Annotated in this window: 14 protein-coding genes and 1 pseudogene; 3 read left to right on the top strand and 12 right to left on the bottom strand. The window is 56.0% G+C overall.

The annotated features are described in order from the left end of the window. Positions 1-177: 177 nt before the first annotated feature. The 10 genes and pseudogenes from ACZF99_RS07555 to ACZF99_RS07510 form a co-directional block, all read right to left on the bottom strand. Complete coding sequence (locus tag ACZF99_RS07555) at positions 178-1,815, bottom strand: 2-hydroxyglutaryl-CoA dehydratase (protein ID WP_483610461.1); 1,638 nt, start codon at positions 1,813-1,815, stop codon at positions 178-180. A gap of 33 nt (positions 1,816-1,848) precedes the next feature. Next, positions 1,849-5,316, bottom strand: a pseudogene (locus ACZF99_RS07550) (BadF/BadG/BcrA/BcrD ATPase family protein). Between the two features lie 532 nt (positions 5,317-5,848). Then, the gene (locus ACZF99_RS07545; RefSeq protein ID WP_483610459.1) at positions 5,849-7,750 is read right to left on the bottom strand and encodes a right-handed parallel beta-helix repeat-containing protein; all 1,902 of its coding nucleotides are present in this window, start codon (positions 7,748-7,750) and stop codon (positions 5,849-5,851) included. Between the two features lie 55 nt (positions 7,751-7,805). Then, on the bottom strand, positions 7,806-8,876 hold the full coding sequence (locus ACZF99_RS07540) for a peptidylprolyl isomerase (RefSeq protein ID WP_483610457.1): 1,071 nt from the start codon (positions 8,874-8,876) through the stop codon (positions 7,806-7,808). 145 nt (positions 8,877-9,021) lie between these two features. Then, a complete protein-coding gene (locus ACZF99_RS07535) occupies positions 9,022-10,476 on the bottom strand; it encodes an alpha-L-fucosidase (protein WP_483610455.1) in 1,455 nt (484 codons plus the stop codon). A gap of 46 nt (positions 10,477-10,522) precedes the next feature. Next, positions 10,523-10,681: a DUF6903 family protein gene (locus ACZF99_RS07530; protein WP_483610453.1), complete on the bottom strand. Its 159-nt coding sequence runs from the start codon at positions 10,679-10,681 to the stop codon at positions 10,523-10,525. Beyond that, entirely contained in the window at positions 10,678-12,855 is a 2,178-nt protein-coding gene (gene gnpA, locus ACZF99_RS07525; protein ID WP_483610451.1) for a 1,3-beta-galactosyl-N-acetylhexosamine phosphorylase, read from the bottom strand. Before gnpA ends, ACZF99_RS07530 begins: the two co-directional genes overlap by 4 nt. Before the next feature lie 18 nt (positions 12,856-12,873). Beyond that, on the bottom strand, positions 12,874-13,737 hold the full coding sequence (locus ACZF99_RS07520) for a carbohydrate ABC transporter permease (protein WP_483610449.1): 864 nt from the start codon (positions 13,735-13,737) through the stop codon (positions 12,874-12,876). A gap of 42 nt (positions 13,738-13,779) precedes the next feature. Further along, the gene (locus tag ACZF99_RS07515; RefSeq protein ID WP_483610447.1) at positions 13,780-14,670 is read right to left on the bottom strand and encodes a carbohydrate ABC transporter permease; all 891 of its coding nucleotides are present in this window, start codon (positions 14,668-14,670) and stop codon (positions 13,780-13,782) included. Beyond that, positions 14,667-16,019: a carbohydrate ABC transporter substrate-binding protein gene (locus ACZF99_RS07510; RefSeq protein WP_483610445.1), complete on the bottom strand. Its 1,353-nt coding sequence runs from the start codon at positions 16,017-16,019 to the stop codon at positions 14,667-14,669. Before ACZF99_RS07510 ends, ACZF99_RS07515 begins: the two co-directional genes overlap by 4 nt. A gap of 196 nt (positions 16,020-16,215) precedes the next feature. Between ACZF99_RS07510 and ACZF99_RS07505 the strand changes: the two genes are divergently transcribed. Then, positions 16,216-17,055 carry a helix-turn-helix transcriptional regulator gene (locus ACZF99_RS07505; protein WP_483610443.1) on the top strand — a complete coding sequence of 280 codons (840 nt, stop codon included), beginning with the start codon at positions 16,216-16,218 and terminating at the stop codon, positions 17,053-17,055. Between the two features lie 59 nt (positions 17,056-17,114). On the opposite strand, the gene ACZF99_RS07500 is transcribed toward ACZF99_RS07505, so the two are convergent. Next, complete coding sequence (locus ACZF99_RS07500) at positions 17,115-18,011, bottom strand: LysR family transcriptional regulator (protein WP_483610441.1); 897 nt, start codon at positions 18,009-18,011, stop codon at positions 17,115-17,117. 131 nt (positions 18,012-18,142) lie between these two features. Between ACZF99_RS07500 and ACZF99_RS07495 the strand changes: the two genes are divergently transcribed. Continuing rightward, on the top strand, positions 18,143-19,621 hold the full coding sequence (locus ACZF99_RS07495; RefSeq protein WP_483612600.1) for a carboxylesterase/lipase family protein: 1,479 nt from the start codon (positions 18,143-18,145) through the stop codon (positions 19,619-19,621). A gap of 26 nt (positions 19,622-19,647) precedes the next feature. Continuing rightward, complete coding sequence (locus tag ACZF99_RS07490) at positions 19,648-20,388, top strand: sulfite exporter TauE/SafE family protein (protein ID WP_483612598.1); 741 nt, start codon at positions 19,648-19,650, stop codon at positions 20,386-20,388. 78 nt (positions 20,389-20,466) lie between these two features. Here ACZF99_RS07490 and ACZF99_RS07485 read toward each other — a convergent pair whose 3' ends face one another. After that, the gene (locus ACZF99_RS07485) at positions 20,467-21,015 is read right to left on the bottom strand and encodes a CueP family metal-binding protein (protein ID WP_483610439.1); all 549 of its coding nucleotides are present in this window, start codon (positions 21,013-21,015) and stop codon (positions 20,467-20,469) included. Positions 21,016-21,079 lie beyond the last annotated feature (64 nt).

Here is a 21,079-nt window from a genome sequence, read left to right as displayed (position 1 = left end):
TCAGCAGTATGATTGCCAGGTGTTGAAAAAGTTCCGAAAATGCTTTCTGTACAATGAAATCTTTTTTACTGCCAGACCAACCGGGAATTAGCTTTATATAATCGAACGAAAGGACCTTAAATTCCACGATCCGTCGGAAGATAAGGTCCTTTCTGTACGTCTTATTCAGTCCAATCGTTATATCCTCTGCGGATTCTGCTGGTTTCTTCGGAGTGAAAAACCGTTCGCAAACCTCGTTAAGCCGTATACGCCATTCGCTGCCGTACAAGCAACGACGTGACGGCTTGCCCGCAGCGGATCGGCGAACCTGAATTTGTACCTTTGCCGGAGCCCGTCGGCCGACAGATTTTTTTGCGCTAACGCATCTTCAAATTCCTTCTGCGCCGCCTGTTTTGCTTTAAACAGCATCATCTGTACGCGGCTGTGTACGTTGATCGCTCCATCCCCCGTCGTTTCGATCGGCAGAAAGATCGCGTCGGGATACTTCTCGGTGATCAGCGATTGCACCCCGTCGGAAACGCCGGAAGACGGCATGCAGCCGAAGGGCTTGACCGAAATGGTCATGTTGACTTTCCGCTTCATTACGTTCAAAATCAGCTTGCCGACCTCCATATGTCCCTCTCCGCCGCGCACCTGGTTGTTATAGTGTTCATGGGCGACGCGGGCGATCTCCTCCATATCGGGAAGATGGTAACCCCGCAGACCGATCGTTTTGGCATAGCTTTGGAAGATGACGCGGACGGCGCGATCCGCAAGCCATAACAGGCGCAGGCGCGAGTGCGGATTTTTCCCTTTCAGACCGTGTTTCCCGGCATCGGCCTCGCGCAGGGAGATCCGTTTCAGCGTATCGTAGCGCGCCGACCAGATCAGAAAGAGGATCCAGGCGGTCATCGACTGCACCTCCACCTCGGCTCCCTCGCTTTCCAAAAAGCGCTGAAGGTGATAGTTCCCGTCGCCTTCGGTCGTCATCGCCCAAAACTCGCCGATAATGCTGACCTTCGGTTTCACCCTGGTGCGATCCACGCGAATGGCCCGCAGTTCTTTGCGGCAGCGAAGCAAGGCCGGAATCAACCGCTTGCGCTCGCTCAAGGCTTCATATAACAGCCGTTTGCAGCGTTCCAATGCGGCGTCCGTCGCGCCCTCCTCCGACTCGTAGGGACGAATCCGGTAAGCCAGCGCATTCAGAATGTCTCCGAGCAGAACGGCTTTCAGGAAGCCGAGGAAAAACGCGGTATCCAGCTTCAGCGCCGATTCGCCGCCGGTCGCCTGCTTCAGACCGTCCGTCTGTTGGAACAGCAGCACGCGGAAACCGTCGAATCCCGCGTCGCGCAAAGCTTTCCGGTACTCTGTCACATAGGTGCCGAAGCGGCAGGGGCCGCAGGACCCGCTGGTCACGAATAAGTAACTGCCGACGATCTCTTCCTTGGATTTGCCTTCCACGTCACGCAGGTGGCACAGGTACTTAATCAAATTGCCGACTGTGAAATATGTCGGGTTGCACTGCCCCCGATTTCCGAATTCCTTGCCATAACGCAGCGACTCGTTGTCCGGACATTCCATATGCCGAACCCGGTACCCGAGACCATTCAACGCTCCCTCCACCAAAAAATCCTGTGCCATCGTCAAGCCCCCGAACAGAATCGTCGTGGCGGCTTTGTCTATGGCCAGAAACTGGCGCGGAACGGGGTCGAACCAATGCTGTTTATCCCCTTGCTCCAAACCCAGCAATTGTTCCTGTTCTTTCTGGTACTCCGCCAGGATGTCCTCGATCCGGGACGGCTCGGCGGGTTTGATCTTTCTTTTGGCGACAGCCATGGTCGTTTCACTCCTTTGTATTTATCGCTCCGGTTAAATCGCTCCGGCCTGCTCGTCTTGCTTCAAACTTAGTAGTTCAGCTCGTTTTTGCTCCAAACGCTGCTGCAGCTCGGCTTTTTTGCGGGCCAGATCCTCCAGACGCTCTTCATGGAGCCCCAGGCTGTGGGCGTACGTTTTGACCCGGATCTTGATCGAGCCGCCCGGCTTGTTGGCGTCGATCTCGTGCAGCGCGGAGTAAGGGGTGCCTGCGGCGCTGATGACCGAATCGATCAACCCATAGGTCGGCGCGTCATGGCCGCATTTGAAGCTGGACAAGTCCAGCACGGCCACGTGCGGATGGCGTGCGGCAAATTTGGCCGCCCACACTTTTTGCACGCTGTTGGAACTGAAGTTTTCCGGCCACACATCGCTCACTTCCAGCGCGGATTGGACGCGCCCGCTCTTCAAGTCACTGGCGAAAAAGCGGTGCAGCCAGGCTTCGTCTTTGGGAATGGAGCGCATCGACAGGACGGGATAGCCGAGCACCTGGAACTCTTCGAGCACGCCGTGATTCAGGCCCGGATCGGAGTGGTAGGGCCGCCCGATCATCAAAATGGCCAGGCGGTTTTCCCGCTCAACCTGCTCCAGGATCTGGCGCCCCTTCTCCTGCATCTCCGCATCGAACAGATTCAGCGCCTTCCATCCCTGCTCCACGGCAAAATCGCTTTCGTCCTCGGTGATTTGCAGATTTTCGGCAAACGCCTCATACAGTTGTCTTTTCAGCAAATTCGGTTCGATGAACGTCACCGCCGGATCCAGATACGTGATTCCCCGTGTGGCAAAGAAATCCACTTCCTTGGTAAAGGCGGCTTTGATCACGTTCGGGGCACCGGCCACGATCGGGCAGCTGGTCGAATCCATCACATTGTTCAGATGTGTCGGAATATGGGTGATGCACGGGAAAAAGACGTAATCCAGCGCTTTTTGCTCATGGTGCTTAAACAGCAAATTGTGGACGTGAGCCTGGGCCACTTTCGACGGATAACACGGGTCGATCGAACCGTATTTGCCGCCTTCCTGCCACATTTCCTCGCTCGTATGGTCGCTGAACACGATGTTTTTGCCGCCTATGCCAAGCGTCTCGAAATACGTCCGCCAAAAAGGCGCCGTCGACCAAATGTTCAGCACGCGGGGAATCCCGATCCGGATCCGGCCGCGCCGCTCCATCGCCTCGGCGGAAGAACGCGCAAACCGGCTCTGGCCGGGTTCAGCGCGCCTGCCTAGCCGTCCCAGCAGGCTTTGTTTGGGCCGGGCGTCCTCCGCCATCGGCTGCGGCAGCGGCTCCGGATCGTAAAAATGTTGAAACATGCGGCGCGCCTCGTATTCGACGAGGTTGGGGTAATGCTTCTTCAACTCCTGCCGCTCTTTGGTCAGCTTGACGACCGCATCCTGATCCTCCACCGTCCCCTTTTCGCAGGAGAAACCGGAAATATAACGGGCGGTTTGACCGTTCGGCGTCTCGGAATCGATAAAGGTGCGGCTGCAGTGGTTGGGGCAGAAATTGCAGCGCGTCGATTCGTCGTTGCGGCTGGTATATCGCAGATGGATCGCGGAATCCAGCCCCAAAAAGGTGGAGTATCCCCGCCGTTTGACCACGCGCAGTGTTTCCATCGCCGCTCCGATAGCGCCCGCTTCTCCCGGATGCGGATGGACGTAAACTTCCGCATCGGGAACCCGCTGCTTGATATAATCCACCTGGGCCTTGACTGCGGCCAGGTTATACTGGGTGCCGCCCTGGAGCACGAACTTGCGGCCGAGTTCGGCCATGCGCGGAATCTGCACCACGTATTGCCACACGTTTTTCGGCAGGACGAGGGCGAGCCCGGCAAGCAGTTCCTCTTTGGAATAGCCTTCCTTCTGGAAATTCACCCGATCCGCGTCGAGAAACACCGCGCAACCGTAAGAAAATTTGGGGCTGAGATCCGCACCGAAAGCCGTATTCGCATACTCCTGAACCGGAATGCCAAACTGGTCGGCCATCGCCTGCAGCAGCATCCCGTTCCCGGCCGAACATTGGTTGGACAGCTTGAAGTTGCGGATATCCCTGTTTTTTAGGAACAACACTTTGATATCCTGTCCCCCAATGTCGCAAATGACGTCGATATCGCCGAATTGGTGGACGGCACTCATCATGTGGGCCACGGTTTCGACGATGTTGACGTCCGCCTTTAACGTTTTTTCCAGAACGTCCGCGGCATACCCCGTTGCGCCGAAGCCGATGATCTCCAGCTCGGCTCCCTGTTCCCGCACCTTGCCCTGGATACGCTGCAGCATCTCTTTCGTGTCCTCCAGCGGGTTCCCCTTGGAAAGCTGGTATTCTTTAAGCAAAATCCGGCCGCGGTCGTCCACCAGAACGGCTTTGGACGAAGTGGACCCGCCGTCCAGGCCGATCACCGCCCTCACGTGCTGGCCCGGAGCGAATAAGGCCGGCTCGAACCGGGGAATGCTGTAATTTCGGCGGAATTGCTCCAATTCATCATCGGTCTCCACCAAGGGAGGGCCTGCTTTCTCGCCGAGTTTGGCTTTGCGGCCGTGGGCGATAAACTCCTTCAGCCCCTCCAGTCCCTGATAAACCCCGACGTCCGCCGGTTCGTGGAGGCCGTACAGCACGGCTCCGTAGGCGGCGTAATACTGCGAATTGTCCGGCACGAAAATCAGGTCCTCGATCGCCGCGTCTTGGGGATAATCGTAACCACGTTCCCGCCAGGTCTGAGGAATCCGCTGCCGCCAGCATTCCTGCAGGAAAGGCAGGTAAGTATTCGGCCCGCCCAAGAGAAGCACGCGGTGCCGCAACGTATTGCCGCGGGTCAGCACCGACAGATTCTGCATCACGATGGCATCGGCCAGCGAGCACATGATTTCCGGGGAAGGAATGCCGCTCTTCACCAGGTTGACGATATCCGTTTCGGCAAACACGCCGCACTTTGCGGCCACATGGTGCAATTTTGAAGCGTCAAAGTGCAGCTTTCCCACTTCTTCCATGGGCATTCCCACTTTGATCATGCATTTGTCGATCGTGGCGCCGGTGCCGGACGCGCATTTGTCGTTCATGGACGTGATCGCCTGCTTGTTTCCCGTCTCCGCGTTTTCTTAGAAGATGATGATTTTCGCATCCTGGCCGCCGAGCTCGATGACGCTCCCGACATCGGGATGCAACTCTTCCACCGCCATGGTGACCGCGTTGACTTCCTGCACGAATTTAGCCCCGATCTGCGGAGCGATGGGGCCGCTGCCGGAACCCGTCGCAAAAACGCGGACGTTTTCCTTCTTGACGTCCGGGAACTCGTTGCCGATGGCGACCAAGAGTTCCATGACTTTCTCCGCCTGCTTCGTATGGTGGCGCTGATAGTCCGACCAAAGGATCGCTTTGCTCTTCGTATCCACTACAGTTGCTTTGACGGTGGTCGAACCCACGTCGATGCCGATGATCAAGGAGTCCGCTCCCCGGTCGATATCATTCATGAACGCACCTCGTATTCCAGTTATTTTCCAGAATAGTTTATACAATTTCATGACATTTATCACACTCGCATTCGATATTATTCCGCCGATCCTACAATGAGCACGACCATCCGGACAGCAAGCATAACATCATCATCGAAGCTTCGCGGACGCCAAAGACCTCCCACGGGTTTTCACTATTGCCGTTTCCGCGGTCGCCGTAAGGTACAGCAACAAGTGCTGCTGACTGCAACTTGCCGGAACGTAAAGAAGATCGCCAATATCCCGCCCTCTTGGCCGGGATATTGGCGATCTTCTTTTTCTACAGCTTTCAATACTCGTTTTATTCACGATCCATAAGCAGAAGCCCGTAAATATCCGGGCTTTGCCAACAGTCTGAGTAAAGTCGACAGTCCCTTGGATGTCGACTTTACTTAAATCGGGTAGGATCAAATCAAGTCAGCCGTTGTGGTGCCGACGTCGTCCGGATTTGTGCTCCCGCCATGATAAACCTGGATCTCCATCATCGTTGGCGTCCAGTATTCGCTGTCCTTTAGTTCGGATGGGGATAGTTGGCTTCGATCGGATTCGTATCGATCGGATGCTTCACCTGCTTGCCGATCGGCGATTCATGCAAACCGATGTCGATGCCGTTCCCATAGTACAAGTGTGTGCCGAAGAAATCCTCTTCGCCGACGTTTCGGTTGTAACGGCCGGCGTCGATCAGCGGAGAGTGCTGCTTCAGCTTGAAATTCGCCGCCGAGTTCACGATCCGGTCTACCCCGTTGTTCTTCTTGTAGTCCTGCGGATCCTTCACGAACATCGGGTCCGCCAATACGCCGTTGGGATCCTTAGGCTGCTGCTCGGAGTAGACGCCCCCCGCTTCGTAGAAGGCGTTATTGGAGAATACCGCCTTATTTAAGGCGCCTTCCTTCCGGTACCATTTTGTCGGCGTCGTTTCCGACGTGTTGTAGAAGACGTTGTTGAGGAAATACACCGTATCCTTAAACACCTCGTCGTGGAACCAGTCCATTTGTTCCGCGTTATAGACAAACACATTATTCAAGAAATACGTCGGCGAGTAATTGGTCGACAGCATATTTTTGACAATGACGCCGTTGTCGTTGACGCTCAGATTGTAACGCGCCACGGAATTGGAGCTGTTCCCCATGTAGGCCATCCAGCCCGCGGCGTTGTCGTGGGAATAGTTGTATTGATAGGTCACGTTGAAGTTGGTGTATTCCAAATCCCAGGGGGTACCGTCGAATTCGCCGTAAGGACCGCCGTACACTTCGTTGAACTGCATGACCGAGTCGGCTCCCGCCCATAAATACAGCCCGCAGGAGACGGCGTCATATCTTTGCAAATAACCGTTGACCTCGTTGAATTCCACGGTCATATTCTTGGTGTTCGCCAACTGAATGGCGCCTTGGCCGATGTCCTCCGCATAATTGTGCCCGATGTATACGTCGCGGCTGTACAGGTCGCGGGTTCGCACCCACAGCTGCTCCCAGCCCTCATGATATTTGCCGGTTTCATCGTATTCGCCGGAGCTGGCGTCGCGGTCGTAGAACCAGTTGAACGCGAACTGTATCGCATGGAGTTCGGTCTTGTAGAAATGGTTGTTTTCAATGCGGACATCCTGGAAGTAGTAAGCCCCTTGATCGTAGTCCTTATAGCTTTTTTCGCCGAAAACTTGGAAAACGATGCCGCCGTAATGGATTTTCTGCCAATCGGTCGGGCCGTCGATATCGTGGATATATAAATTGCTGATGCGGAAATAGTTCATGATCTTGTCATCGCCCGGACCCAGCAGATCGGCGTTGATCGTGATCGACACCCCGTCCCGAACGACGGACTGCTTTTTCGCGGACACGTCGATATCCGTGGCGAAGTCGTCGTCATTCGATATCTCCAGGTTGTGGATTTCCCAATACTGCTGATTCCGCAGCACGACGGCGCCGGTAAGGCCCACTTTTGTCTTGTCCTTGATGAAATCCCCATTCTCGTAGCGGACCGGATTCTCCACGTTGCCGCCCGCGGCGATATAAGGTTTTCCGTCCTTCGGATTGCCGTACATATCGATTACGATCGGCTTTCCCTCGACTCCCGAGCCCTTTGGCCAGAGCTGCTGGTCATTCCAGGTCTCCCCGGCTTTCAATAAAATTCGATCGCCCGGCTTAAATACCGTTTCGTTGACTTTCCGGAACGTCTTCCACGGCGTTTTCTTCGAGGTCCCGTTGTTGGCATCGTTCCCCAGCGTCGCATCGATATAATAGTCGGTTCCTTTATAAGGATTGGCCCGGTTCCCCGCAACCTGGGCGGGATCGATCGTTTGGACGCCGGGGGATGCGGAAACCGTCTCGGAAGCGGAAGCGGCCGGGGACAGCAATGAAAAGATTAGGGCAAACAACGACAGACTTATCAGGGCGATGCGGCTTTTCGACACGTACATAATTTCCCTCCAATACCTTCGGAATAGTTACGTTTTTTACGGATTCGCAAATGGGCTAAATTCCCGGGATCGTGACCCGGGCCAGCTTTTCCCGGTTCACTTGAACCGGCAGTCCTTTTCCGTATTGCTCGACATAGGCTTCAAACCGTTCTTCCAGCAACTGCTGCTTGATCTGATATCCATACGTTTGCATCGCTTTCTGCCGGTCGACCTTGACTTCCTCCAGACGATAGACGGCAAATCCTTGGCCGATCTCCACGGGAGCGGTCAATTCGCCCGGTTCCATACCCCTCAGTTGCAAGACCGCCTGATGAACCGGCGAGTTGACATGGGCTCCGCTCTCTTCCGTCAGCGTCTCAGTCCGGATGGAAGCACCGTCAAACCGGCTGGCCATTTCCTCCAATCCGACTTGTTGCGCAAGGAGCTTCGCCAAGGCGCCGGCTGCGGCTTCCTTGCCCGGTTGCGAGACGGGCACGGTCAATTGGGCGACCGCGTAGCTCGTCGCGTTAGCGGCCCACTCCGGGGCATGCTCATCATAATAGCTCTCGACATCCCCCCTTTCCAGATAAAGCGGGTCCTCCGGATTTTCGCTAAGCTTCCGCTTTAATTCGGTCTTTAAGGAAGCCAATACATGAGCATAGTAAGGCTCCAAGGTAAACCGGACGAGGCCGTACACCACTTCCCCGCGCTGCACGGCGGCCTTCCTTTCCCGATTTTCCGCCTCCATCTTGGCGGTCAGCCCGGCGAAATCCGCCGTCTCCAGCAAGCCGTGCGTGCGGGCCAAGGCGAAGACGGCTTTATCCCGGACGGCTTGCTCCAGCGCCCGCTCCCGCAGGAAGGCGATTGGAGTGATGTCCCCGACCGGCTTCGTCCAATCGGCTCTCCCGAGCGTCACCTGGTATTTGACGCGGAACTCGTTCTGGACGGCGGGTTTCAGCCGACCCATATGAAACGCGACTTCCCGCTCCGTGATCGCGTATCCGCCTACCGCAGCCACTTCCTCGTCGGAATCTCTCGCCAGCAGGTAACCCGTAAGCAGGAGACCGGCCACGACGATCAAACCGACAAGCTGCCATCCCTTCCGCCGGCCTTTGCTTTTCTTGCTCGTTCCCGTCCGTGCGGGCATGATCTCACCTCCGCTTCAACCTACTCGAATCCATAGAGAAAACGCGAACGCTTGGGCCGGTGGGGGAAATAACTTCATCTTCGCAGTTACTTCGACGATCTCGTGCAATTCAGATTCAGTCCATGCTTGACGATACCGCCTATAGTTACTCGCTCAATAGAGAGAGTCGAAGCGCCGCCAATGTCGGGTACCCCCGATACCGCTTAAAAACAACCCTTACCCGCCGAGCTGTCGTTAACGGAAGCTTGATGATTTTCTTGTGGCCGATCATCGTACCTTCGCCTATCCAATGCCACTCGTCCGGGTTCCCGGTTTCCTCGTTCAGTTCGTCCCCGCCGCGATCCGACGCCCACAGCTCAAACGCCTCCACCCGCTGTCCCCGCAAAATATGCTCCTGCAAGATTACGGCGTTAAATGCCGTAACCTCCGGCAAAGCGATTTGGGCCCATGGTTCACGATCCGTCTCGTCCGGCCTCCAGCCCTCTTCCGGATCTGTCCCGGCGAGAATCTCCGCGGTTTCCTTCCCGGAAGCGGCGCTCGATACCGTCCACTTCGGCCCTCGCACCGGCGCCAGGTCATTCAGTTCCGCAATCCTCCGCCCCAGCCCGGCCAACGCTTCGCGATCCGGCGCAGCGATCTTTCCGTCCCGGTCGGGCGGAACGTTAAGCAGGAACATGGCGTTGCCGCCGACCGCCTTCAAATAGATGTCGAACAGCTCGCGGTCGCTCCGGACTTGCCCGTCCTCTTCGGCATGGTAGAACCAGCCCGGCCGGATGGACGTATTCACTTCGGCGGGGTACCACACCCATTCCCCGCCGTAGCGGGCAATGGCTTCCCGGCTGCCCAGATCCTCTTCCATCGAGTTGACGGAACGGGCAAAGGCCGGATCGTCGGTTTGCTGCGATTTTTCCGCCGTTTTCTCCGCATCCTGCAGCGCCCGGGGCACAACGCTCCATTCTTCCCGCCGCGTATGACCCGCCTCGTTGCCGACCCAGCGGATATCCGGACCGCATACGCTGATCACGCACTTCGGCTGCAACCGGCGGATCGTCTCATAGTAGCGGTCCCAATCGTAGTGTTGCCGCTTGCCGGAAGGCCCTTCGCCGTTGGCTCCATCCAACCAGACGCAACCGATCTCGCCGTATTGGGTAAGCAGCTCGGTCAACTGATTCACATAAAAGTCGTCATACGCTTGGCCCTCCCCATAGCTCGCTTCGGTCCGGTCCCAAGGTGACAGGTACACCCCGAATTTAAGCCCGGCCTTCCGGCAAGCTTCCGCGACTTCGCGGACCAGGTCCCCCCGGCCGCCTCTCCAGGGACTGGACGCGACCGTATGCTTCGTATACCGGCTAGGCCACAAGCAGAAGCCGTCATGATGCTTGCAGGTCAGAATCACGGCTTTCATACCGGCCTGCTTCAGAATGGCGACCCATTCCGCCGCGTCGAGGCGCTTTGGGTCAAACAAGGCCGGGTCCTCGTGCCCCGCTCCCCACTCCCTGCCGGTCATCGTGTTCATCCCGAAATGGATAAATCCGTAAAACTCCAGCCTTTGCCAATCGAGTTGCCTTTGCGACGGCCTGATGTCAAAAATCTCGTTCATGTTCATCCAAGAAGTATTCCTTTCCCGTCTCCGCGTCGTGCGCGGGCTATTGATATTTGCGGTTGTATTCGTAAAGCAATCCGATCAACCCGACCAAGCCGACGGTCATCAGACCTAGATTCCGGTAACCGGTTCCTTGGCTGTGCCCGTAGACGACCAGGCAGATGCAGATGGCCAATCCGATGAATCGAAGGATGAATTTCACCGAGCAGCCCCCCCATCCGTTCTTCTCCACAAGATCTCGCTCGGGCCAAGCTCCATCGTGCAGGCCTTCCCTTCCCCGTCGTACACGGCCGTCGATTGCGGATCGTTGGTGTTGTTGACGACAGCAAAAACCCCTTGTTCCGGATAGGCATGCACCTCGCAATGTACGTTATCCGCATACCAGCGCTTCAACTCCCCTTCCTTCCCGGCCGCGAAATACAAACTGCGCAGGAGCAGACGCGCATTTCCCGGGGAATAAGGGAGTCCGGCCATGTATACCGCGCGGCCTGAACCCGGTCGATTCGCGGCGAGATGAACCTCTCCGTTCGAGTACTCCAAAATCTCGACTCGGTCATGCAAAGCATAGACGTGATTCGTCGTTTCCCCGAAATCGAATGCCGTGTTGTCCGCCGTAATGAAATGCTCCGCCGCCGTCCGTTCGAAATATTTGTCCGTGGACACGCTGAACCCCAGCTCTTTATCTACTCCAAAGCAATCGGCCAACTGAAAAAACCGCCCCTGATGCTGCACCGCCGCCGGTTCGCCAACGCCGATCAGCCCGCCGCCGCCGTATACCCATCGGCGAAGCCGCTCGATCAGCCGCGCGTTCTTCCACGCCGCGCCGCCGGAAAACGCCGTATACGCATCGCCGGCATTGATCACCACGTCGATCGTCGGATCGACGCCGCGCTCCAGTACGTCGTCGAAGCTGATGAATACCACATCCACGCCCATCCCGCTCAAAGCTTCCAGGATGCCGTAGTAGGAATACGCCTGTTTGCTGTAGAGGCTATGGGCGACGGTAAACGCCTGCCACGTCCGCAGCGCTCCCCAGCAGTTCAAAATCGCCACTTTTAGCCCCGAGTAGGGCTTGGCTCCCCCGATATGCTCGTGGATCTCGCGAAATTCATCGGTTATCCGCTCGACATACTCCACGAATGTCGGGAATTGGTAAGCCAAGCTTGGGTATCCGCCGTATCCCATACGATCGATCGGTTTGCGCAGGATCGCGCGCCGCGCCGCGAGCCAGTTCCGGTTCGCCTCGACCACGGGATCGTTGCCTTCATGGAACACGTCCGGGAAAAAGTAAGGCAGGAACCGCCCTTCCGTGTATTTTACGTGCGGGATGTCGGAAATCATCCGCAGCGTGGTGCCATCGCCCACGCTCCCGACAACCGCGTCGAAGCCGATCGATCCGAAGTAAGGCCCGTATGGCTCCGTGCCGATCCATTGATCCCCGAGGAACATCATCGCTTCCTTGCCGCTTTCGTGCACCAGATCGACCAGCTTCTTCGCTTCCGCCGCAACGAAGCGGGAGACAAAATCGACGTAATCCAGATAAGCCGGTGACGGTACCCGGAAGGAGGAATTGTAGTATCCTTGGTCGACGAAGTCTTCGGCGGTCAAGGCGTATCCTTGTTCCCGGGCGAAATCCTCGAGCATGGCTACCGACACGCTGGCGCCATATCCGAACCAGTCGACGAACTTCTCCTTCGCAAGCTCGTTAAACACCAGCGTAAATTGATAAAACAGCGTGGTAAACCGCACGACATCCACTTCCGGATTGTCCCGAAGCCATTGTTTCATCGTTTCATAGATAAAAGCATTGGAATGAGGCTGCTTTACGTCAAACGGAATTTCATGCGGCTTATCGCCCCAGTCGTTGGTGATGTGGTTGTACATCTGGACCGGGTCCCACTGAATGTAGGCGAGGAACGAAACCGTGTACTCATGCCACGGCACCGCGTTGTCGATGACCACGGTATCGTCCTGCTGGCGGATCCGCCAATCGGATGCGGGCACTTCTTCGCCGGTCGTTCGATCGATCACCTGCCAATAGCGATAAGGATCATGCAGATAATCGACGTCAAGCTGTTCCCGGTAGTAGGTGCGCAGCAGCTCGATCTCCAGCGTGGCCGACCGGGCCAGCACGAATTCGCTCATTAAATAAATCTGCGGGCATTCCTCCATATGTCGTGCGATAAATTCGTTATGTCCCCTGGACGGAAAATAAGCCGTATATATTTTCGCGTCCAGCGCTTTGACGGCCGCATCCAGCTTCGTCCCGTCGCTGTCCCGGATCGCGTCCGCCCCCCACCTCTCCATCAGTTCCTTCGTTTCCCGGACAAAACCTTCTTCGCTTGGCAGAGTCACTCTGCCTCTTTGCCTGGCCATACCGATCCTCTCCCTCTCCTATTCTCTCGTTCCTCCGGCCGTCATGCCCTCCACCAATCTGCGCTGCACCAAAATGTACAGGATCAGGGCGGGAACCATTACGATCACCAGGCCGGCGTACAATCGCCCGTAATTGGCCGCCGCCTTCTGGGCGGTCATCAGATTCAGCAGCCCGACCGGGAGCGTCTTGTTCGGACCCGGCAGCAGCGTTAAGGCGATGATATAGTCGTTCCAGAAGGCCAGGAAATTGAACAAAATCACCGTCACGATACTGGGACGGGCCATCGGCGCCATGATCGACAGCATCGTCCGAACATGCGAGCAGCCGTCCATGGCCGCCGCCTCCTCGAATACCTCGGGAATCGTCTGAAAGTACCCGGACAACAAATAAATCGTAAAAGGAATCGCCGTGGCGGCGTACACCAATGACAGCACCGCCAGATTGTCGATCAGCACGCCGTCAGGGAACCAGCCGCCGAGCAGCCGATCCCCGTCCAGCAGCATCAGGAAGATCGGGACGACGATGTAGTTGACGTTAATGAACAGTCCGCCCATAAATAACAGGTTCAGAATCTTGCGGCCCCGGAATCGGTATCGCGCCAACACATAAGCCGCGGGCACGGCGACGACCAGCAGGATCGCCAAGCCAAGCACGGTGGCGAGCAATGAATTCAGCAGATACGACCCCATATGGGCATCGGTAAACGCATCGATATAATTTTGCAGGTAAACGCCTGCCGGAAGCCCCCATGGATCTCCGTAAAATTCGGATTTCTGCTTCACGGAAGCAAGCAGTACCCAAATCATCGGAACGGCAATGGATAAGGCGAGCAGGCTAAGCATCACGTAAATAAACAGTTTGTACCCTTTGTCGGCTTTCATCCGTTCTCCGCCAACTCCTCCCTAGTAGAGGTGATATAAGTTCTAGTATTGCAGCGGTTCCCGTTTCGTCGCCCGGCTGACCAACAGCGACAGCCCAAACGAGAACAGGAAGACGACCGAACCGATGGCCATCCCGTACCCATAAGAAGAATTCGTATAGGCCTGTTTATACATATAATTCAGGAACACCTCGGTCGCCCCGTCCGGGCCGCCGTTCGTCATCGCCTTGATCAAGGTGAAGCTGAGATTGATCGAGCTGATGATGAAGAAGGTCAGCGTATTTCTTAGGTTCTGCCAGATCAGGGGCAGCGTGATGGAGAAAAATTGCCGTACCTTCCCGCTCCCTTCCAGCGCCGACGCTTCATAGAAGCTCTCCGGAATGCTGGACATGCTGGCCATATACATCACCATGTAATAACCTACCGATTGCCAGATCATCGCTCCGGCGATACTGTAGATCACGATGCCTTGATCCCCCAGCCACATGCGCTGCAGGAAATCGAGCCGGAGAATGCCCAGCAGCCCGTTCAGCAGCCCTTGCTCCGCATCGTAGATCGCGGAGAAAATCGCCGCGATCACCACGACCGACAAAATGTTGGGAATGTAAAAGACCACGCGATACAAGTCCTTCCCCTTGACGTTCTCCCGCGTCATCACCGCCGCGAACAACAAGGCCATCGACATCGTCAGGATCGTCACGATCACCAGCAGCAGCACGGTATTCTGGAACGACCTCACGAACACCGCATCATCCAGCAAAATTTTGAAATTATTGAAGCCCACAAATTGTTTTTCCGCCGAAAATCCGCTCCACTTGAACACCGACATCCGGAAGACGTTAAACGTAGGAATGAGCATAAAGAGGACAAACAGCCCAAACGCCGGTGTGATGCACAACCATATGAAGCGGAGTCTTCCTTGGTTTCGGTTCACCGTCTCACCCGCTTCCTGCAGCTTATTTCGGCCGCGCTCAATTTCTCGCTGGCTTCGTGCAAAGCCGCTTGCCAATCGTCTACCGTCTTCTCCCCCGAAAGGATGCTATTGGCCGTATCAAACAACGTGGTTTTGATATTGACGCCTTCCACCGGGCTGGTGCTGACGAACCCGCCAACCAGCGCTTTCACGTTGGGTTCGTCGTACACGCTGTAGAACGACTGGTTCTCGCCCGTCAACTGCTCCGAAATCCCCTTGATCGGTTGTACGGCGTTGGACTTTGCGAAGATTTCGGCAGCTTGGTCGGAGTAAAGGAAGGTGATGAACTGTTTGGCCAGGTCTTTGTTTTTCGCTTGGGACGGTACCCATACGGCCTCCATCGAAGTGACGATGTAACGGTCTCCGCCCGCCTTCACCGTCGGGATTGGCGTGAGTCCCCATGCGAATCCTTCCGCTCTCGGAGCGTCGGCCATTTCCCCGGCAATCCAGGTGCCGTTTGGCATAAACAGGACCTTGTTGTCCAAAATCGCCTGCTGGTTTTTGGTGAAGTCCTGCTCATTGGCGTAGGCGACGGTCGTATCCGAAGCATAGCTCAGCAGCTTGGCGGTTATGTCCAGCGCTTGCTTCGCTTCAGGGGTCTGCCAGATGCCCGGCTCGTAATTCATCACCTTACCGTAAAACTCCGGCCCGCCTGCATCCGCCAGCAGCGCGAAGAAGTAGGAATCCAGGTACCCGGCGGTCGGATAGGTAAATAATGCGATCCCTTCGCTCTTGGCTTGATCGCCGAGCGCGAACATTTCATCCCAGGTCTTCGGCACCTCCCAGCCTTTTTGCTCGAACAGTCCCTTGTTGTACACCAAACCTGTCGGGGAATAGTACATCGGCAGCAAGTAGGTGCGGTCATCGCCGTAAGGATTTGTGCCGAGCGTCCCGATTAGGCCATCGACCAGCTTGTCGTTAAGCGTCCGCTCTTCCCCGGGCACCTGCATCGCCAGAACGTCCGTCAAATCCTCCAGCCCTTTATCCTTGATCAGCGTCTCGGTGAGCCCTGCGCTGCGCCCTTGACCAAGCACAACAACGTCGGGGTATTTGCCGGCTTTCATGCCCGGAGTGATTTCATCCTCGATACTCTTGCTGATCGTCAGCTCTACGTCAACGTCGAATTGCTCCTCGAACGCCGCGATGACCTGACTGTACATCTCCTTGCCGTAGCCGCCTTCGAGAGCGGCCATTTTCAGCACCGGCTTCCCGTCTTCCCCGGAGGAAGCTCCGTTTGAACCGGCTCCGCAGGCCGTTAAAGTCAACATCACTGCCGCCAGAACGGCAGCGCCTCTCTTTTTGATCCGCATTTGAACGCCTCCCTTTTTATTTATTTTCATTATAGTGAGAAGAAAGCGTTTTTAAATATGTTATTATTGCTATGTTTGTTAGCTATATTGCTCTATTCATTAATAAAGATAACATTTTGTGCTATGATTGAATGGTCGGCAGCAAGGCGGAGCTTAGCAACTAAGGTGTCATTTTTTCTTTGAAAGGAACGGATGTATGGCAAACCACCCCCATTCCTCGGCCGATCTGATCGCCAGCTTGAATACGGAGCTGATCTATATCAACAAGTCGGATTCCGACAGCCAAAACTGGATTGGCCTGAAGCATTCTCACCATTTCGCCGAACTGTTTTACGTGACGAACGGGTCGGGCGAATTTCTCGTGCGGGACGAACGGCTCCCGATCAAGAAACACGACGTCATCATCGTGAACCCCAATATCGAGCATACGGAGATCTCCGACTTCAGCGATCCGCTCGAGTACTTTGTCATCGGTTTAAACGGCATTTCCTTTATCTCCGACGAGGACACGGTGCCTTATGTCCGCTTCCGGGATCCGGACAAGAGCATTCTTCTTTATCTGTACAAAGCGTTCGAGGAATACAACGCCAAACAGGAAGCTTATCTGGAGCTGTGCAAGCATCTGGTCCAGGTGATGCTGATTTTGATCCTGCGCAAAAAGCATGTATCGATTAATGTCTCCGCCACCGAAAAAGTCCAAAAAGAGGTGGCTTTGGTCAAAAACTACATAGACGTCCACTTCAAAAGCAACATCACGCTGGAATCCCTCGCGGAGGAAGCGCATATCAACAAATACTATTTATCGCATCTGTTCAAAAAAACGTACGGGATTTCCCCCGTCAAATACCTGAATCGGGTGCGGATGGACACGGCCAAATTCCTGCTGGAGTCGACCAATTACTCCGTGCTGGAAATCTCCGAGATCATCGGCTTCAAATCGCAATCGTATTTCTCGCAAACATTCAAGCGGGAGGTTGGCGTCGCGCCGCTGGACTACAGGAAGGAGAACCGGCAGAAGGCGAGGGGGCCGCTGTAAGGGGAGTTTTCCGTCAGTATAAAGATAAAGCGCAAAAAAAGGATGTCCCTTAGACACCCTCACTCGTAATCCGATATGCCCGATTCGGCCAATCTTGCGAAGTATTGAACGGTAAAATCCCGGAATCGTGCCGCGATTTGCTTCATATACCGATCGCTCGGCCAAGACAAGGATATCGAGCGCTTGCACCAGCTTTCTTCGAGTCTCAGCAGCCGGACGCCCGCTCCGGTTGAACCGCCCCAAGTTATAGCGGGCAGAAACGCAACGCCTTGTCCCGCACGAATAAGTCCTCTTACGGTGGCCGGATCGTCGCTTTCGAACCGAATCCGGGGGGTAAACCCGGCCAGCCGGCAGAAGGCATCCGTCGTCTCGCGCAACGACTTGCCGGCGGGCAGCATGATGAAGTGATCCTCCCTTAACTCCTTTAATCGAACCCGCTCCCGATGTGCGAGAGGATGATCGGCCGGGACCGCGACGAGAATCTCCTCCTCGAGCAAGGAGACCGCCTCCGTTCCGGGAGGCGGCACCGCTCCGTCCGAGAGACATAGATCGAAGTTCGATCGAGGGTCCATTGCTGCAACATGCTGCAGCAGGTTGAACTGGGCATTCGGACATTCTGTTCGAAAGGCGGCCAATAACCCTGGAAGAAGGTGCGAGGAAACCCGAACATCCAGCGTGACCATGGTAGATGCGGATCCGTTGGTATCCCGCAGCCGCTGCTCTCCGTCCTCCAGCGCTTCCAACGCGAGATCCACATGGCGGAGAAACATTCGGCCCTGCTCGTTCAGGCGAATCGTCTTGCGCTCCCGCCGGAACAGTTCGGTCCCCAGCTCGGCTTCCAGCGATGCGATCATCTTGCTGAGTGCCGGCTGCGAGATATGCAAACTGTGCGCGGCCTTCGTCATATGCTCCATCCGAGCTACCGTCTGAAAATACTTAAGCTGCAACAACTCCACTCCGCTACAACCTCCTTACTTCATAACCTATAAGTTATGATCTTTATATTCAAATATATATTATGGATGATCAAAACAAGCAAGTTATAATAGTCCCAACATCGAAAGGACAGGAGACGGTCAACTTGATCGTGCAGACATTATCGGGCAAAGTCGAAGGCATAAAAATAGATGGAGCTTACGTATTCCGAGGCATTCCTTATGCCGCTCCGGCAGCGGGCCGGCGACGATTCAAACCGCCGGCCCCTCCGCTTCCTTGGCAAGGCGTAAAGCGGTGCGACCGGTTTGGCGACGTCGCCCCCCAGAACCCGGGACAGCAAGGCATTTTATCGGAACTGACGCCGTCCGAGGATTGCTTGTATTTAAACGTATGGACGCCGGAAGACTTGGACGATGGGCCGAAGCCCGTCATGGTTTGCATTCATGGCGGCGGCTTCGTAGCGGGAACCGGGGCGGAATGCGATGGTTCAAGATTTGCGGCTGAAGAAGGCATCGTATATGTGTCGATCAACTATCGGCTGGGTGCGTTAGGTTTCTTGGAGCTGAGAGAGCTGCTGGGGGAAGAATACGCAACTTCGGGCAATAATGGCATGCTTGATATTGTTGCAGCTTTGCAGTGGGTTCAGCACAACATCGCCGCCTTTGGCGGCGACCCTTCACGCGTCACCGTCATTGGAAATTCGGCAGGAGCCAAGTGTGTCGCGTCGCTGTATGTCATGCCAAGCGCACGCGGCCTGTTTCACCGTACGATTGCGCAGAGCGGCGCAACGCAAGCGATTCGAGATCCGCAGACCGCGGGCGTGACTAGCCGGAGGATGCTAGAGAAGCTCGGACTGACGCCGGCGAACTCGCACCGCTTGCTCGAGCTTCCCGCAGAGAAGTTGATCGAAGCGCAATCGGCAGTCGGTTTCGATACCTCGCACAGCTTGCACATGTTTGGCCCTGTGGCTGACGGCCTTGTCATCCCTCCGGATCCGCTGGGGAGCCTTCGAGGCAGTCAAGAATTGCCGCCGCTCCTGATCGGGTTCAACGAGGAGGAAGCAGCCATTTTTATACAAAATGATCCGCTGCTTCAGTCCCCGAACATGGAGGTGCTTGAGGGATTCTTCGGGAGGAATGCGGACGCCGTGTGGAGCGCCTATCAGCATTACCGCCGCTCCGTGTCCCCGGACGTTGCCTGGACTCGAACCTTAACCGAGCACTTGTATGGAATCGGGGCGATGCAGTTCGCGGATGCCGTGGCGATCTCGGGCGCACCGGTATGGATGTACCGGCTTCGGTGCGGCGGCAGGCTTGGCGCGATCCACGGGTATGAAGGCAGCTTGATCCAGGCGGCATTTGCTGCTGGCGGCGCAAGCATCCTGCCTACCGCGCTTTCCGACGACCCTTATGCGGTGACGGCGGAAATGCACGAACTTGCGCACGGGATGAGGGCGGCCTGGGGCGCATTTATCCGCAGCGGAGATCCGAACACCGAGGCTTTGCCGGCTTGGCCGATCTACGGGAGAAATCATGCGACCATGGTGCTGGACCTGGAGAGCTGCGTACGCAAGGACTTGCCGACCCCGGCCGGGATCGACGTCTCCCATCAGGTTTGGAGGATGCCTTGATCCCCCTTCTTGATGTCGCCCTGGTCATGTTGGCGCTTGGCTTCCTCCTCGGCTTCGTAGGGGCGGGCGGATCGGGATTTATCATCTCGATTCTGACCGTCGTCTTCGGTTACCCGATTCATACGGCGCTAGGTACCGCGCTGGCGGCGATGTTCTTCTCGTCGTTGTCCGGTTCGATCAGCCATTACCGGGAAGGAAATATGAAGCTTAAAACGGGGGTGGTCGTCGGCTTAACCGGTGCGGCGGGGGCATGGATCAGCTCGGGCTGGTCACCGCTGATCCCCGAAGCTCGGCTGGGATACCTGACTTCCGGCATGCTGTTCGCTTCCGGATTGGCCTTGTGGTTTAGGATGGTATACGTTTCGCGGCGTCCGAAGGTGTCCGGGAACCCGGCGCCTTCCGCCGGCAAAGGCCAGCGGTTTTGGTTGTATGCGCCTCTCATCGGATGTATCACCGGAGCCTTGTCGGGATTGTTCGGCATCGGATCGACCCCGTTTATCCAACTGGGGCTGATGCTGCTCCTTGGGATGACGATGCGTTATGCCGCCGGTACAACCATGCTGATCATTATGCCGATCGCCCTTGCCGGAGGGGCAGGCTACTTCACCATCGGGTACCTGGATGTTCATCTGCTCGTCGCGGTTGTGATTGGTACGATGTCCGGCGCTTATGTGGGAGCCAAGTTCACCAAGCGCGTGCCTGCAATCTGGCTAAAAACCTGCATGGTGCTCACTCCGATGATCGGCGGCGCGATCCTCTTGTTGTAAAGGCTTCATATTAGCCTCATCCAAGAAACGGACCCTCTTATGTAGAGGGTCCGCGTCGTGTTCGCTTAAAATTTGAGTTTAACTTAACTGCAACGTTGTAATACACGTTGGATCGCCGTCGAACGTGGAGAGTTCCGACTCCGCCATTTGGCCGTCATGGCTGACCCGAACACGATAGGTTTGATCGCGCGGCAGCCACAAGTCGATAAATCCGTTGGCCTGGGACTTCATTTTTTGGTCCAATACGGTATTCCCTTGCGCATCGGTGACGTTCACTTGGAACTCCTGCTCGGTCATTTCGCCGCGGCATCCGGTCAAGCTGTGGATCTCGCAGGGATGGGTCTGGTTCACGTAAGGCGCGATCGAGACGAAAAATTCGTCCTTCGGCAGATCATACGTCTTCGAGCCGGCCGTATCCCCGTCCACGATCAGTTGGCTCGACGTGATGGACGCGGACTTGGCGCTTAACTTGCCAACGCTGTAGTCCTGAACCAGTTGTTTGATGCTTTGAGCATCTGCAGCGTTCGATTCGGTTTGCTTATCGGCTTGTCCCGTGATGAGAAAATAGCTTCCCAACGCGGCGACCGCAATGACCCCGGCCGCCGCCAAGATGGTATTCCGTTTCATACCCGGCACCCTTTCGTATAGCTAAGTATGTCCGATTCCATCGAACAACCCGATTATAGCACAG

The organism is Paenibacillus sp. JL3B1040 (assembly GCF_057063165.1).
Note: the sequence above shows the minus strand (reverse complement) of the source record. Positions and strands in the feature narration are given on the sequence as shown.

Bases quoted from the DNA above. Each gene is read 5' to 3' on its own strand.
- ACZF99_RS07490 (WP_483612598.1), top strand. From the start codon at position 19,648: ATGTTGGCGCTTGGCTTCCTCCTCGGCTTCGTAGGGGCGGGCGGATCG.
- ACZF99_RS07535 (WP_483610455.1), bottom strand. From the start codon at position 10,476: ATGAACGAGATTTTTGACATCAGGCCGTCGCAAAGGCAACTCGATTGG.
- ACZF99_RS07555 (WP_483610461.1), bottom strand. From the start codon at position 1,815: ATGGCTGTCGCCAAAAGAAAGATCAAACCCGCCGAGCCGTCCCGGATC.
- ACZF99_RS07510 (WP_483610445.1), bottom strand. From the start codon at position 16,019: ATGCGGATCAAAAAGAGAGGCGCTGCCGTTCTGGCGGCAGTGATGTTG.
- ACZF99_RS07485 (WP_483610439.1), bottom strand. From the start codon at position 21,015: ATGAAACGGAATACCATCTTGGCGGCGGCCGGGGTCATTGCGGTCGCC.
- ACZF99_RS07540 (WP_483610457.1), bottom strand. From the start codon at position 8,876: ATGCCCGCACGGACGGGAACGAGCAAGAAAAGCAAAGGCCGGCGGAAG.
- ACZF99_RS07520 (WP_483610449.1), bottom strand. From the start codon at position 13,737: ATGAAAGCCGACAAAGGGTACAAACTGTTTATTTACGTGATGCTTAGC.
- ACZF99_RS07545 (WP_483610459.1), bottom strand. From the start codon at position 7,750: ATGTACGTGTCGAAAAGCCGCATCGCCCTGATAAGTCTGTCGTTGTTT.
- gnpA (WP_483610451.1), bottom strand. From the start codon at position 12,855: ATGGCCAGGCAAAGAGGCAGAGTGACTCTGCCAAGCGAAGAAGGTTTT.
- ACZF99_RS07505 (WP_483610443.1), top strand. From the start codon at position 16,216: ATGGCAAACCACCCCCATTCCTCGGCCGATCTGATCGCCAGCTTGAAT.